The sequence below is a fragment of the Shewanella metallivivens genome, assembly GCF_028750675.1.
In the GTDB taxonomy this organism is placed as follows: domain Bacteria; phylum Pseudomonadota; class Gammaproteobacteria; order Enterobacterales; family Shewanellaceae; genus Shewanella; species Shewanella metallivivens.
Map to the genome: position 1 here is coordinate 58,900 of NZ_JAQQPZ010000002.1, position 12,828 is coordinate 71,727.

A 12,828-nucleotide genomic window follows, 5' to 3' on the forward strand; every position below is an offset into this window, starting at 1 on the left:
CGCGTGATAAGCAATAAAATTTGGGTCGATGCTGATGCCTGTCCAAATGCAGTAAAAGACATGTTATTTCGTGCATCTGAGCGGAAATCGATTCAATTAGTATTGGTGGCTAATCAACTGATTAAAATACCGATCTCACCGTTGATCTCGATGATTAGAGTCAGCTCTGGCTTTGATGAAGCCGACAATTATATTGTTGAACAAGTTGCCGCGGGTGATTTGGTTATCACTGCCGATATTCCATTGGCGGCAGAGGCAATTGAAAAAGGATCGCTGGTGTTAAACCCAAGAGGGACGGTGTACACCACAGAAAACATCAAACAAACCTTGACCATGCGCGACTTTATGGAAGAAATTCGCAGCAGTGGGATCCACACTGGTGGCCCTAACAGTTTTTCTCAGGCAGACAAACACGCTTTTGCACAGGCATTAGATAAGTGGCTAGCGAAAGTAAAATAACGGTTTTTGCTTAATTGATAAAAGAGTTACCTATACTCAGGTAGTATTGTTTCATAACGTGTTAATTTTAATTAAAAGGAGTCAACAATGAAAATAGCATTACCTTTGTTCGCCGCTGGGTTGTTAAGTTTTCAAGCCATGGCTGGCGATTGGCAGGTTAACCAAGATCACTCGCGCGTTAGCTTTATCTCGGTAAAGAAAAACGACATTGCTGAAGTGCACCACTTTAAGCAAGTTGCGGGCTCATTGACCGAGGCAGGCGCTTTTGCGTTATCGATAGATTTAAATTCGGTTGATACTGGCATTAAAATTCGTGACGATCGAATGCAAACTGTGTTGTTTGAAGTTGCACAATTTCCGCAGTTAAAAGTCAATGCCGTGATTAACCCTCAGTTATTGATGGGAATGAAAGTCGGAGACACCTTAACAACTAAAATTGACGCCACTGTTGAGTTGCATGGTAAAAAACAGCAAAAAAGTGTTGAAGTACTTGTGGCTAAATTATCTGATGACAAATTAGTCGTCAGCAGCTTCGCACCTTTATTGGTTCAAGCTGACGAGTTTAATTTAGTGACCGGTATTGAAAAGTTAAGAGAAATCGCTGGTTTGCCAAGCATCAGCTTAGCTGTGCCAGTGTCGTTTGTGCTAACCTTAGCACAATAATTGAACACCATGGCGCAATGGCTTTTTGCTATTTAACCTAAGCCATTGCCCATTCAATAATCGTAAATAAAGGTGAAAAAATGGTTACCGATAAAGACGGATACATGCATTTAATTCAGTATTTAACTGAACATTTAGGCTTGTTTGAAGCGCCTGAACAGAATGCGGCCGCGACGGAGACCGTAATGGAGTTATTTGAAGAGCAATTATCTGCACAAATTATTATGGTCTGTGGGCAAAACCCACAACTGTCATTTGCGCAACGTAATATGGTCATCCGTGAAATCGACGCAATTGTGTATGATTTAGAGGAGATTTTAGCGTCGGTGGCCAACCAGCAGGCCACACCTGAACAAAGTATTTTTATTACTGAGTTTTCAGGATTAATTAAAAATTTATTCGATCAAGAAATCGCTCATTTATTAGCTTGATTGCACTGTAAACTTGGTTGTTTTAGGCGTGGTAGTTTTTGGAATTGAACATGTTTAGAAAAGTCGTAATTTCTGCTGTTTTATGTGTTTTGTCTTTATCTGTTTTTGCCAGTAGTCAAGCCATTGTTGTGAGTCAAATTGAAACTATGACCGTGGCCAATTCAGGCTTAATGTTTAAGGCTCGTATTGATACTGGTGCAGGGAATACCTCATTACACGCTGTTGACCTTGAAGTGATTGGCGGCGAATCTGATAATATGAAACACAATATTGGCAAAACTATTGCCTTCACCACTGAGAATGAACAGGGTGAAAAGCAAAGGATGCAAGCTGAAATTGTCAGTACCTCAACCGTCAGAAATGCGCAAGGAAGAGAAACCCGCTATATGGTGAAGTTAGGGGTTGGCTTTCCAGACCGTCTGCATAATGTGTATGTTAATTTACGCGATCGCAGCCATATGAACTATAAACTTCTCATTGGTCGTAACTTTTTAAAGCAAGGCTACCTTGTCGATGTGTCTCGAAAAAAGATTATTGGCCCAGTGGCAGAACTTAGCATTAAGCAAACCGGATTGTTGTTCAATACGCGAATTGATACCGGTGCGGTTGAAAACTCATTGCATGCGGTCGACATTCGTATCGAAGATCAAGACTTTGACGATATGGCTAATAACGTCGGTAAAATGATCACCTTTACCACCGAAAATGACAAAGGTGAAACGGTCGATGTGCGGACTAAAATTCGTGGTACCTCTTATATTCGTAATGCCCAAGGCACTGAAGTACGTTACATGGTCAGACTCAGTGTCGGTGAGCCCAAGAAAGAATATTTAGTGGATGTAAACTTAAAAGATCGCACGAAAATGGGCTACAAATTGCTGATTGGGCGCAATTGGCTTCAAGGACATTATGTTGTTGATGTGACGCAAGAGCTTTAAATTTAGCTAAATACTGGAATTGCCAATAATAGGCCTAACAACGATAGTGCTTAAAAAAAGTGGTACTTTTAATTTATTACGCTGTATTGGCAATGCGTCGTCAAATGCTATCACTTTAATCAGTCTTGCTTTTATAAAGGCAGCATATTATTAATATTCATTATCAATTATTTAACCTCTGTGTAGCTGCATAAATAGGCATTTAGAATTATTATTTGAGTTTTAGAGACTCTGGGTGTTTTCTTTATTGCTTATTGGATTCGATTTTTAGTCCCTAAATTTGTCTGTTGATTTTTAGTTTATCGACCAAAAAAGCGCTGCGGTGATTTAAGATTCGTGATGATGAGCTATCACCACGACGTTAGAAAGCTAAATTGCAGTTAAATACAGCTATTTGCCACTAAAAAGTCCAATAATGACTAGTAAAATAGCGGTCGCTCACGTAAAATTTCACTCTTTTATTTTAACCCTAGCTTTAGCTCTTTGTGGTAAATACCAAGAGTTAAACTACCGCGTCGGCACTATCGATTTAGTTGGTATATTTGATAGTCGAATCAGACGCCCAATCGCATTGATATGCACAAATGCAGTGGATGATAACATGCAGCAGTTAACCGAGATCGTAGAACAAGCCTTAGAGGTCATTGACAAGGCCAGTGATCTAAAGGCATTGGATGATATCCGTGTCGATTACCTTGGTAAAAAAGGTAAAATCACTGACATGATGAAAATGATGGGATCATTAAGTGCAGAAGAAAAACCTGCCTTTGGTCAAGCCGTCAACCAAGCTAAACAAACCGTGCAGCAAAAGCTGTCTGAGCGTATCGATGGATTGAAGGCGTCGGAATTAGAAGCAAAATTAATTGCTGAAAAAATCGATGTCACTTTGCCAGGGCGTACCTTAGAAATCGGTGGCTTACATCCGGTTACGCGTACAATCGAACGTATTGAAACCTTTTTTGGTGAATTAGGCTTTGTTGTTAAGGAAGGTCCTGAAATCGAAGATGATTTTCATAACTTTGACGCCTTAAATATTTCTGAGCATCACCCAGCTCGTGCCGATCACGATACCTTTTACTTTAATCCAAAAGTGATGTTGCGTACCCAAACATCGGGCGTGCAAATTCGCACGATGGAACACGAAAAGCCACCGCTGCGTATCATTTCTCCAGGCCGTGTTTATCGCAACGATTACGACCAAACTCACACGCCAATGTTCCACCAAGTGGAAGGTTTAATGGTGGCTGAGAATGTTAATTTTGCAGAACTAAAAGGAATTCTGCATGACTTTCTACGTAACTTCTTTGAAGAAGATTTAGAAGTGCGCTTCCGTCCTTCTTACTTTCCCTTCACAGAGCCTTCTGCTGAAGTCGACGTAATGGGTAAAAATGGTAAATGGTTAGAGGTTTTAGGCTGCGGTATGGTACACCCAAATGTGCTTCGCAGTGTGGGCATTGACCCTGAAAAATACTCTGGTTTTGCTTTTGGTATGGGCGTAGAGCGTTTAACCATGTTGCGCTACGGCGTTAATGATTTACGTGCCTTCTTCGAAAACGATTTACGTTTTCTTAAGCAATTCAAATAACGGAGCAATAATTAGATGAAATTCAGTGAATCTTGGCTTCGTGAGTGGGTTAACCCATCTGTAAGTCGTGACGCATTATCACACCAAATCACTATGGCCGGCCTTGAGGTCGACGGCGTAGATCCCGTCGCGGCCGATTTTAGCGGCGTGATCATTGGTGAAGTGGTTGAATGCGGTCAGCATCCTGATGCGGACAAATTACGTGTAACCAAAATCAATGTGGGTGGCGACGAGCTAATTGATATCGTCTGTGGCGCGCCTAACTGCCGTTTAGGCTTAAAAGTTGCTGTGGCTATGGTCGGGGCAGTTTTGCCTGGCGATTTTAAAATTAAAAAAGCCAAATTACGCGGTCAGCCTTCAATGGGCATGTTGTGCTCATATGGTGAACTCGGTATCGACATCGAAAGTGATGGCATTATTGAGCTGCCACAAGATGCACCATTAGGCGTTAATGTACGTGAGTTTTTACAACTTGATGATGCCATCATTGACGTTGATTTAACCGCTAACCGTGCTGATTGTTTAGGTATGGTTGGTCTTGCGCGCGAAGTAGGCGTGTTAAACCGTCAAGCAGTCACCGAGCCGACTTGGCAAGCTGTAGACGCAACCATTGACGCGCCATTTAGCATCAATGTTGTTGCGCCTGACTTATGCCCGCGTTATTTAGGCCGTGTGGTTAAAAATATCAATGTTAATGCTGCTACCCCTTTGTGGATGCAAGAAAAGCTGCGTCGTAGTGGTATTCGTTCAATCGACCCGATTGTGGATATTACCAACTACGTGTTGATTGAATTTGGTCAACCAATGCACGCGTTTGACTTAAACACCCTAAACGGCGGCATTACTGTGCGTTTAGCCGATGGCGTTGAAAAGTTAACCTTGCTCGACGGTAACGAAATTACTGTACCGAACGACACCTTAGTGATTGCTGACGACAAACAAGCCGTTGCACTTGCTGGTGTATTTGGTGGCGAAAGCACTGGCGTTAATGACAACACCCAAGACATCTTATTAGAATGCGCATTTTTTGCCCCTCTGGCCATTATGGGTAAGTCTCGTCGCTTAGGCTTACACACAGATGCCTCACACCGTTTTGAGCGTGGTGTCGACCCTGAGCTACAACATAAGGTGATGGATCGTGCTACACGTCTTGTGCTTGATATTTGTGGCGGTGAAGCAGGGCAAGTGATTGAAGCAGTATCTGCTGAGCATTTACCAAAAGCGGCTAAAATCACGCTACGTCGTAACAAGTTAGATAAAACATTAGGTCACCCTATTCCTGATGCAGACGTGGTTGAGATCTTACAGCGTTTAGGCTTTAGCGTTGAATCGGCAAATGATGCATGGCAGGTTACTACCGCAACCTACCGCTTTGATATGGCAATTGAAGAAGATTTAATTGAAGAAGTGGCACGCATATACGGCTACAACAATATCCCTAACACAGCGCCACAAGCAGCGCTTACCATGCCAGATCACAAAGAAGCGGATATTTCGCTTAAGCGTGTTCGTAGCATGTTTGTTGCACGAGGTTTCCAAGAAGCGGTGACTTACAGCTTTGTTGACCCTAAAATGCAAAACTTAGTGCACCCTGGCCAAGAAGCAATGGTGTTACCCAACCCCATTTCAATCGAAATGTCGGCAATGCGTTTGTCTATGTTTACTGGGTTATTAACCGCTGTTGGCTACAACCAAAGTCGTCAACAAAGTCGTGTAAGATTATTTGAGACTGGATTGCGCTTTGTTCCTGATGCACAAGCAGATTCTGGCGTACGCCAACAAGCCATGCTAGGCGCGGTGATTTCAGGTGTGCAAAACGAAGAACATTGGTCAATGGAATCGAAAACTGTCGACTTCTTTGATTTAAAAGGTGATTTAGAAGCTATTCTCGGCTTGACAGTTGCCGCTTCAGAATTTAGTTTTAAAGGGGCAACACATCCTGCGCTGCATCCAGGACAATGTGCTGAAATATTAAGAAATAATCGAGTCATTGGTTACATCGGCGCTATCCATCCTAGCTTGGAAAAGCCTTTTGGACTCAATGGTAAAACAATTGTTTTTGAGTTAGAACTGGATGCATTATTGCAAGCCCGTTTGCCGCTAGCCCAAGCTGTATCTAAGTTTCCTGCTAACCGTCGTGATATCGCGCTAGTAGTAGATGAAACTGTTTCTGCCACTGATGTTATGAATTTGATAAGAAAAGTTGGCGAAAATCAGTTGGTTGGCTTAAACTTGTTCGATGTATACCAAGGTAAAGGTGTTGAGCCTGGCAAAAAGAGCCTCGCTATCGCACTTACATTACAAGACACTACTCGTACACTTGAAGAAAAAGACATTACCGAAACTATGGATTCAGTAATATCCGCTCTTAAGACCGAGTTCAACGCATCGTTGAGGGATTAAAGTATGGCACTTACCAAAGCCGAAATGGCAGAACATCTTTTTGAGACGTTAGGCATTAATAAACGTGTAGCCAAAGAGATGGTTGAATCTTTTTTTGAAGAGATTCGTGAAGCACTCGAAAATGGTGAGCAGGTCAAGTTATCTGGCTTTGGCAACTTTGACCTTAGGGACAAGAATCAAAGACCGGGAAGGAACCCGAAAACTGGTGAAGATATTCCCATTTCTGCTCGCCGTGTTGTTACCTTCCGTCCTGGACAGAAGTTAAAATCACGGGTTGAAGCGGCAAACTCGGGCAAAAAATAGTTCACTAGCTAATACGCCAATCCAGATTTTGGATCTGTAATACTAAGAGCCACTCTTAATTGAGTGGCTCTTTTGTTTTTGAGTTTACCAAAGGATTGGTATAATCCTGAGCATTAACCTTAAGTGTTTATTGTTGGTGCACGTTTATTTGGAGTGTTCTTTTGTCTCGAGAAGCAAAACATTTTGATACCCGCTTTAAAATGGCCTTATTACACCCGCGGTTTTGGCTGACATGGTTAGCCATAGCGGTATTGTTTTTATTTGGTATTCTACCCGCCAGTGTTCGCGATCCTATTGCTAGGAGTTTAGCGGTTATTGTGATGAAAATAGCCAAAAAACCCATTAATATCGCCAGGATTAACATCAATCATTGTTTTCCAGAAATGTCGGAAACAGAAGTTGAAACGTTAGTTGAGCAAAATGTGAAGATGTTTGTGTTGGTGTTACTTTCGCAAGCTGAATTACTGTTTAGATCTTCGGCTCATTTAAAACGCCGCGTCCAAATGAATGGTTTTGAGCATGTTAAAGCGGCTAGGGATGCCGGACAACCGATAATTTTCATTATGCCCCATGTGTGGCCAATGGAGTACGCAGGGCTGCGTGTAAACATGGAAATCCCGTTAGTGACCATGGCAAAAGCTCACAGGAATGACTTATTTAACTGGTTTAGTAATCGCATGCGCACCAGCCAAAATGGTCGTGTGTATATGCGTGAAGCTGGGATCCGTGCGTTATTAGCCGAACTTAAAAAGGATAACAGCTTTTTTTATTTACCCGATGAAGACTTAGGCCCAAATAAAAGCGTATTTACGCCATTTTTAGGCACAGTAAAAGCCACGTTACCTGTTGTTGGTCGCCTTGCTCAAGCCGGTAATGCTCAAGTGATGCCAGTTAAGATTGGCTATAATGAACAAACTAGACAATTTATTATGACGGTGATGCCCGCGATTGACCCACAAGAAATGGTGGGTAAAGAAAACGAAGCCTTAGCATTAAATAAAGTTGTTGAGCAGGTGATTAAAGCCTACCCAGAACAATACATGTGGTTTTTAAAGCTGCTCAAAACGCGTCCACCCGGTGAGCAGAGGTTTTACTAAAACGCATACAAGCAGAGTGTTCAAGTTGTGCTAACAATAACGACAATACTGACTATAAGCATAAAAAGAGGTTTATATGGATTTTAACGAATTGTTATCTGCCCTGTCGTTTGTGGTATTCACTTATGACAATAGCCCAATTACCTTGCTGCAATTATTGCAAGTGCCGTTATACCTCTTCTTAGCGTGGTTTATTATTACCCGTGCAGGTCGACTCATTGTCAAAGCGTTAAAGCGTCGTCATGTCGGCGCAGATGCGATTCATTTATTTACCCGCATGTACTTTATTATCAGTATTGCGGTGCTGGTGTTTACCAGTATGGAGATTTTAAATATTCCATTAACCGCATTTGCGTTTGTGTCGGGTGCGATTGCCATTGGTGTTGGTTTTGGTGCGCAAAATATCATTAACAACTTTATCAGTGGTTGGATTTTGATGTGGGAGCGCCCAATCCGTATTGGCGACTTTTTAGAGGTGGGTGAGGCCCGCGGCGTGGTTGAATGCATTAATACTCGTTCTACCTTAATCCGTCGAAATGATGGGGTGCACATGCTAGTGCCCAACAGCCAATTACTTGAAAACACGGTAACAAACTGGACGTTAATCGACAAAAATGCCCGTACTTTTATTCGTGTTGGGGTGGCGTATGGCTCTGATGTTGTCAAAGTGCGCGAGTTAATTTACCAAGTCATAGGCGAACGAGACGATATTTTACCGCAGCCTAAACCCTTAGTGCTATTTGAAGACTTTGGCGATAACGCGCTGATTTTTGATTTAATCTTTTGGGTGAGTGCGGTATCAGAAACCGATATTCGCCGTCGTCGCAGTGAAATTCGCTTTAGAATGTATGAGCTGTTTAACGAGCATCAGGTGGTCATTGCCTACCCACAACGTGATTTGCATGTGGACGGTAATCTAACCATTACTCAAAGCCATAAAAACTAACTGTTGACCATTTTTAGGAGAATAAAAAAGACGCCGCGGCGTCTTTTTTTGTGTTTATTTAGCCATGCTGCTAAATGGATGTTATTTGCTGGCTTTAGTGTGACGGTCCAATAAATTTTTATTGATATCGGCCATCGATAACCCTTGATCTTCAAGTAGCACAATTAAGTGATACATGAGATCAGAGGCTTCATTGACCAGCTCTTCTTTATCGTGAGTCGCCGCTGCGAGTGCGGTTTCTAAGCCTTCTTCTCCCACTTTTTGTGCAATGCGCTTAGTGCCGCGTTCAAATAATGACGCGGTATAGCTTGAGTCGGCGCTTTGGCCTTTACGTGAAATAATCAAGTTTGTCAGATTATCAATAAAAGGGTGCGCGTTGCCGTCTTTCCAGCAGCTTTCTGTGCCAGTGTGGCAGGTTGGGCCATTTGGAATGACTTGCACTAAAAAGCTGTCATTGTCGCAATCTTTATCGATTGCAATTAAATCGAGGGTATTACCTGAGGTTTCGCCTTTGGTCCATAAACGCTGTTTAGAGCGGCTAAAAAAAGTGACTTGCTTAGTGGTAAGGGTTTTTTCTAGCGCGGCCTGGTTCATGTAACCGAGCATGAGCACTTTACCCGTAAGGTGATGTTGAACAACAGCAGGGATAAGCCCCTGTTGTTTGTCCCAATCAAGGTTTGTGCTGTCAAATACGATATCAGTCATTGAGGTTCTCTTTTTTTGGCAACGTTATAAACGAATGGCGATGTGATTGGCGTGTAAGTATTGTTTTAACTCGCCAATATCAATAATGCCTTTGTGGAATACGCTTGCAGCTAATGCGGCGTCGACTTTGGCCAGTTCAAACACATCTTTAAAGTGTGCCATGGTACCCGCGCCACCTGAAGCAATTAATGGCACGTCACAAATCGCTCGTACCATACTGAGTTGCTTTATGTCGTAACCACCGCGAACGCCGTCCTGGTTCATCACGTTTAGCACAATTTCTCCACAACCGCGTTTTTGCACTTCTTCAACCCAATCTTGAGTATACCATTGGGTGTCTTTGGTGGCGGCTTCATCGCCAGTAAACTGTTTGACTTTGTAGCTGTCTGAAACCGCGTCGTAGTATGAGTCAATCCCAATCACAATGCATTGGCGACCAAATTCATCTTGCAAGCGCGAGATTAAACTTGGATCGGTTAATGCGGGTGAGTTAATCGAGATTTTATCGGCACCAAAAGCCAGTTTTTCCCGTGCTTGCTCAATGGTTTTAATGCCACCAGCTACACAAAAGGGAATATCAATTTGCTCTGCAACACGGCTTACCCAGGATTTATCGATAACCCGGTCGTGGGCACTGGCAGTAATGTCATAAAACACCAACTCATCAGCACCTTCTTCGGCATAACGGGCGGCGAGGGGAACGATGTCGCCGACAATTTCATGGTTGCGAAATTGCACGCCTTTAACGACTTTACCGTCACGAACATCAAGACAAGGAACTATGCGTTTGGCCAGCATTGTATTGCCTCCTCAACGGTAAATTGATTAATCAGCAAGGCTTTGCCGATAATAATGCCCGACGCTTTACTGTCACGCACTGCTGCAACGTTATCTAGGGTGGCGATACCGCCTGATGCTTGCCATAAAATATGAGGATAAGCTGATGCCAGTCCAGTATAGAGCTCGGTGTTGGCGCCAGTTAAGGTGCCATCACGGCTAATGTCAGTGACTAGGGCATGCTTTAAACCAACGGTTTCAAACTCGGCGACTAATGATTCTAGTGACTTACCGCCACCTGATTGCCAGCCTGAAACGGCGACAATTTTTTCGCCTGCCTCGTTGATGTTAACATCAAGGGCTAGGCAGATGGCATCGCTGCCGTATTTTACAAACCAGCTTTTAACCAGTTCAGGCTCTTTGACTGCAAGGGAGCCTATTACCACACGTTTAACGCCAATATTAAGCAGCTCTGCGACTTGTTCTTCACTGCGAATACCGCCGCCAACTTGAATATCAACATCGAGCCCTGCGGCTAATTCGCTGATCAGCTGGGTTTGACGTTTGTTGGGATCTTTTGCCCCAGTGAGGTCAACAATATGCAGTAACTTAGCACCTTGTGCTTGATAAGACTGTAATTGTGCCAGCGGGCTTAAGTCAAAAGTGGTTTGTTTGCCGTAGTCGCCCTGGTATAGGCGCACCACTTGGCCGTCAATTAAATCAATGGCAGGAATAATCACTGTGGTGTCCCCATGTTTAAAAAGTTTCGTAAAATTTGCGCACCGACTTTTGCGCTCTTTTCTGGGTGGAATTGCACCCCGAAAAAGTTATCTTTGCCAATGGCTGCACTAAATGATTCGCCATAAGTGCTGCTGGCTAAGGTGTATTCACTGATGGGCGCGCGGTAGCTATGCACAAAGTACACATAACTGCCATTTTCAATCCCGCTAAATAACGGGTGGTCGCCAACGTCTATTTGGTTCCAACCCATGTGCGGTAAGGGTAAGCCTTTGCTGTCAAGGTCGCCAATGTCAGTGGGCACAAGGCCTAAACAGGTAATATCTTGCTCGCTACGTCCACCATGCTCGTTAGATAAGCTGGCGAGCATTTGCATGCCAAGACACACGCCCATCACTGGTTGAGTTAAACTTTTAATCAACGCGATTAAGTTTTTTTGCTTTAGCGCATCCATTGCCGCTCCTGCGGTGCCCACACCTGGCAGAACAACGCGCGCGGCACTGCGAATCACATCAAAGTCAGCACTAACAACGACATTGGCGTTAAGGCGTTCAAACGCAAAGCGTACCGAGCTTAAATTGGCGCAGCCTGTGTCGATAATCACAGTTAAGTCATTGGCATTGTTTGAAGAAACAGTTTGTTGTGTCACGTTAACTCCTTACAGTACGCCTTTGCTTGATGGCAGTATGTCGCCTTCGACTTTCACCGCTTGGCGAAGTGTGCGGCCTAACACTTTAAACAGTGCTTCCACTTTGTGGTGATCGTTATCGCCTGTTGAGCCAATGTGCAATGTGCAACGAAGGCCGTCAGCAAATGAGCGGAAGAAATGCGGCACCATTTCAGTGGCCATTTCGCCCACCATTTCACGGTCAAAATCAGCACTGAATTTAATAAATGGCCGCCCTGAGATATCCATTAAACATTCACCGCTGGCTTCATCCATTGGTAAGCTAAAACCAAAGCGCGCAATACCGCGTTTGTCACCTAGTGCTTGGCGAATTGCATCACCAATGGCGAGGGCGGTGTCTTCAACACTGTGGTGATCGTCAATTTCTAAGTCGCCGTCGACGTGGACATCCATTTTGAAATTGCCGTGGGTTTGAATTTGATCAAGCATGTGGTCAAAAAATCCAATGCCAGTTTCGATTGACCCTTTGGTTTGACTGTCTAGGTCGATGGTCACTTTAATGTCGGTTTCTTTGGTTGTGCGCACTACCGTGGCGATACGGCCTTTGCTCAATAGGGCATTGGCGATGTCGTCCCAGTTAAGGCTTTGACGGTCGTATTTAAAGCTTTTAATGCCCATGGCATTAGCCAGTTCTACGTCAGTATCACGATCGCCAATCACCGCTGAGGTGGTAAAGTCGATTTTACCTTGAGTTAAGTAGTCTTTCACCAGGCCAAGTTTTGGCTTGCGACAGCTGCAGTTTTCGTCATTAAAGTGTGGGCAAATGACCACATCGTCAAATTTAACACCTTGGCTGGCAAAGATTTGCATCATCATATTGTGTGGCGCGTCAAAGTCTTCTTTTGGAAATGAAGGTGTGCCTAAGCCGTCTTGATTACTCACCATCACCAACCGAAATCCAGCCTTTTGCAGCTTGAGTAGAGCAGGAATGACTTGTGGTTCGAAAACCAGTTTTTCTAAGCGGTCTAATTGCTTGTCGATAGCAGGCTCTTCTACTAATGTGCCATCGCGGTCAATGAATAATATGTTTTGTTTCATGGGACTACCTTAACAATAGGGTGTAATTTTATAGTTAACTTTTATGCTTTTAATGTG

Annotated in this window: 14 protein-coding genes; 9 read left to right on the top strand and 5 right to left on the bottom strand. The window is 43.5% G+C overall.

Annotated features, from left to right (window positions below; translation table 11 throughout):
• Nucleotides 1-3 precede the first annotated feature (3 nt).
• The 9 genes from PQR79_RS03160 (at nucleotide 4) to PQR79_RS03200 (ending at nucleotide 8,825) form a co-directional block, all read left to right on the top strand.
• Nucleotides 4-459: a YaiI/YqxD family protein gene (locus tag PQR79_RS03160; RefSeq protein ID WP_238104388.1), complete on the top strand. Its 456-nt coding sequence runs from the start codon at nucleotides 4-6 to the stop codon at nucleotides 457-459.
• An 87-nt stretch (nucleotides 460-546) separates the two neighbouring features.
• A complete protein-coding gene (locus PQR79_RS03165; RefSeq protein ID WP_238104390.1) occupies nucleotides 547-1,122 on the top strand; it encodes a YceI family protein in 576 nt (191 codons plus the stop codon).
• Nucleotides 1,123-1,202: 80 nt separating this feature from the next.
• Nucleotides 1,203-1,553, top strand: coding sequence for a DUF3802 family protein (locus PQR79_RS03170; protein WP_188919796.1), 351 nt, complete (start codon nucleotides 1,203-1,205; stop codon nucleotides 1,551-1,553).
• 50 nt (nucleotides 1,554-1,603) lie between these two features.
• Entirely contained in the window at nucleotides 1,604-2,491 is an 888-nt protein-coding gene (locus PQR79_RS03175; protein ID WP_238104392.1) for a putative ATP-dependent zinc protease, read from the top strand.
• 601 nt (nucleotides 2,492-3,092) lie between these two features.
• Nucleotides 3,093-4,076, top strand: a complete 984-nt coding sequence (gene pheS / locus PQR79_RS03180; protein ID WP_238104444.1) for a phenylalanine--tRNA ligase subunit alpha — start codon at nucleotides 3,093-3,095, stop codon at nucleotides 4,074-4,076.
• A 15-nt stretch (nucleotides 4,077-4,091) separates the two neighbouring features.
• Nucleotides 4,092-6,479, top strand: coding sequence for a phenylalanine--tRNA ligase subunit beta (gene pheT / locus PQR79_RS03185; RefSeq protein ID WP_238104394.1), 2,388 nt, complete (start codon nucleotides 4,092-4,094; stop codon nucleotides 6,477-6,479).
• A gap of 3 nt (nucleotides 6,480-6,482) precedes the next feature.
• Nucleotides 6,483-6,782, top strand: coding sequence for an integration host factor subunit alpha (ihfA, locus tag PQR79_RS03190; protein ID WP_160052251.1), 300 nt, complete (start codon nucleotides 6,483-6,485; stop codon nucleotides 6,780-6,782).
• Between the two features lie 161 nt (nucleotides 6,783-6,943).
• Nucleotides 6,944-7,879, top strand: a complete 936-nt coding sequence (gene lpxM / locus PQR79_RS03195; protein ID WP_238104396.1) for a lauroyl-Kdo(2)-lipid IV(A) myristoyltransferase — start codon at nucleotides 6,944-6,946, stop codon at nucleotides 7,877-7,879.
• A 76-nt stretch (nucleotides 7,880-7,955) separates the two neighbouring features.
• Entirely contained in the window at nucleotides 7,956-8,825 is an 870-nt protein-coding gene (locus PQR79_RS03200) for a mechanosensitive ion channel family protein (RefSeq protein WP_238104398.1), read from the top strand.
• An 81-nt stretch (nucleotides 8,826-8,906) separates the two neighbouring features.
• Here the strand turns inward: PQR79_RS03200 and hisIE are convergent, their stop codons facing one another.
• From hisIE to hisB, 5 genes are read right to left on the bottom strand one after another with little or no spacing between them, the layout of a single operon-like run.
• Entirely contained in the window at nucleotides 8,907-9,530 is a 624-nt protein-coding gene (gene hisIE, locus PQR79_RS03205; RefSeq protein WP_238104401.1) for a bifunctional phosphoribosyl-AMP cyclohydrolase/phosphoribosyl-ATP diphosphatase HisIE, read from the bottom strand.
• A 24-nt stretch (nucleotides 9,531-9,554) separates the two neighbouring features.
• On the bottom strand, nucleotides 9,555-10,328 hold the full coding sequence (gene hisF, locus PQR79_RS03210; RefSeq protein ID WP_238104403.1) for an imidazole glycerol phosphate synthase subunit HisF: 774 nt from the start codon (nucleotides 10,326-10,328) through the stop codon (nucleotides 9,555-9,557).
• Nucleotides 10,310-11,047, bottom strand: a complete 738-nt coding sequence (gene hisA / locus PQR79_RS03215) for a 1-(5-phosphoribosyl)-5-[(5-phosphoribosylamino)methylideneamino]imidazole-4-carboxamide isomerase (protein ID WP_238104406.1) — start codon at nucleotides 11,045-11,047, stop codon at nucleotides 10,310-10,312. Before hisA ends, hisF begins: the two co-directional genes overlap by 19 nt.
• A complete protein-coding gene (hisH, locus tag PQR79_RS03220) occupies nucleotides 11,044-11,694 on the bottom strand; it encodes an imidazole glycerol phosphate synthase subunit HisH (protein WP_238104408.1) in 651 nt (216 codons plus the stop codon). Before hisH ends, hisA begins: the two co-directional genes overlap by 4 nt.
• A gap of 9 nt (nucleotides 11,695-11,703) precedes the next feature.
• Nucleotides 11,704-12,771, bottom strand: coding sequence for a bifunctional histidinol-phosphatase/imidazoleglycerol-phosphate dehydratase HisB (hisB, locus tag PQR79_RS03225; RefSeq protein ID WP_238104410.1), 1,068 nt, complete (start codon nucleotides 12,769-12,771; stop codon nucleotides 11,704-11,706).
• Nucleotides 12,772-12,828: the final 57 nt, after the last annotated feature.

Bases quoted from the DNA above. Each gene is read 5' to 3' on its own strand.
- PQR79_RS03165 (WP_238104390.1), top strand. From the start codon at position 547: ATGAAAATAGCATTACCTTTGTTCGCCGCTGGGTTGTTAAGTTTTCAA.
- PQR79_RS03170 (WP_188919796.1), top strand. From the start codon at position 1,203: ATGGTTACCGATAAAGACGGATACATGCATTTAATTCAGTATTTAACT.
- PQR79_RS03175 (WP_238104392.1), top strand. From the start codon at position 1,604: ATGTTTAGAAAAGTCGTAATTTCTGCTGTTTTATGTGTTTTGTCTTTA.
- pheS (WP_238104444.1), top strand. From the start codon at position 3,093: ATGCAGCAGTTAACCGAGATCGTAGAACAAGCCTTAGAGGTCATTGAC.
- pheT (WP_238104394.1), top strand. From the start codon at position 4,092: ATGAAATTCAGTGAATCTTGGCTTCGTGAGTGGGTTAACCCATCTGTA.
- ihfA (WP_160052251.1), top strand. From the start codon at position 6,483: ATGGCACTTACCAAAGCCGAAATGGCAGAACATCTTTTTGAGACGTTA.
- PQR79_RS03200 (WP_238104398.1), top strand. From the start codon at position 7,956: ATGGATTTTAACGAATTGTTATCTGCCCTGTCGTTTGTGGTATTCACT.
- hisIE (WP_238104401.1), bottom strand. From the start codon at position 9,530: ATGACTGATATCGTATTTGACAGCACAAACCTTGATTGGGACAAACAA.
- hisF (WP_238104403.1), bottom strand. From the start codon at position 10,328: ATGCTGGCCAAACGCATAGTTCCTTGTCTTGATGTTCGTGACGGTAAA.
- hisB (WP_238104410.1), bottom strand. From the start codon at position 12,771: ATGAAACAAAACATATTATTCATTGACCGCGATGGCACATTAGTAGAA.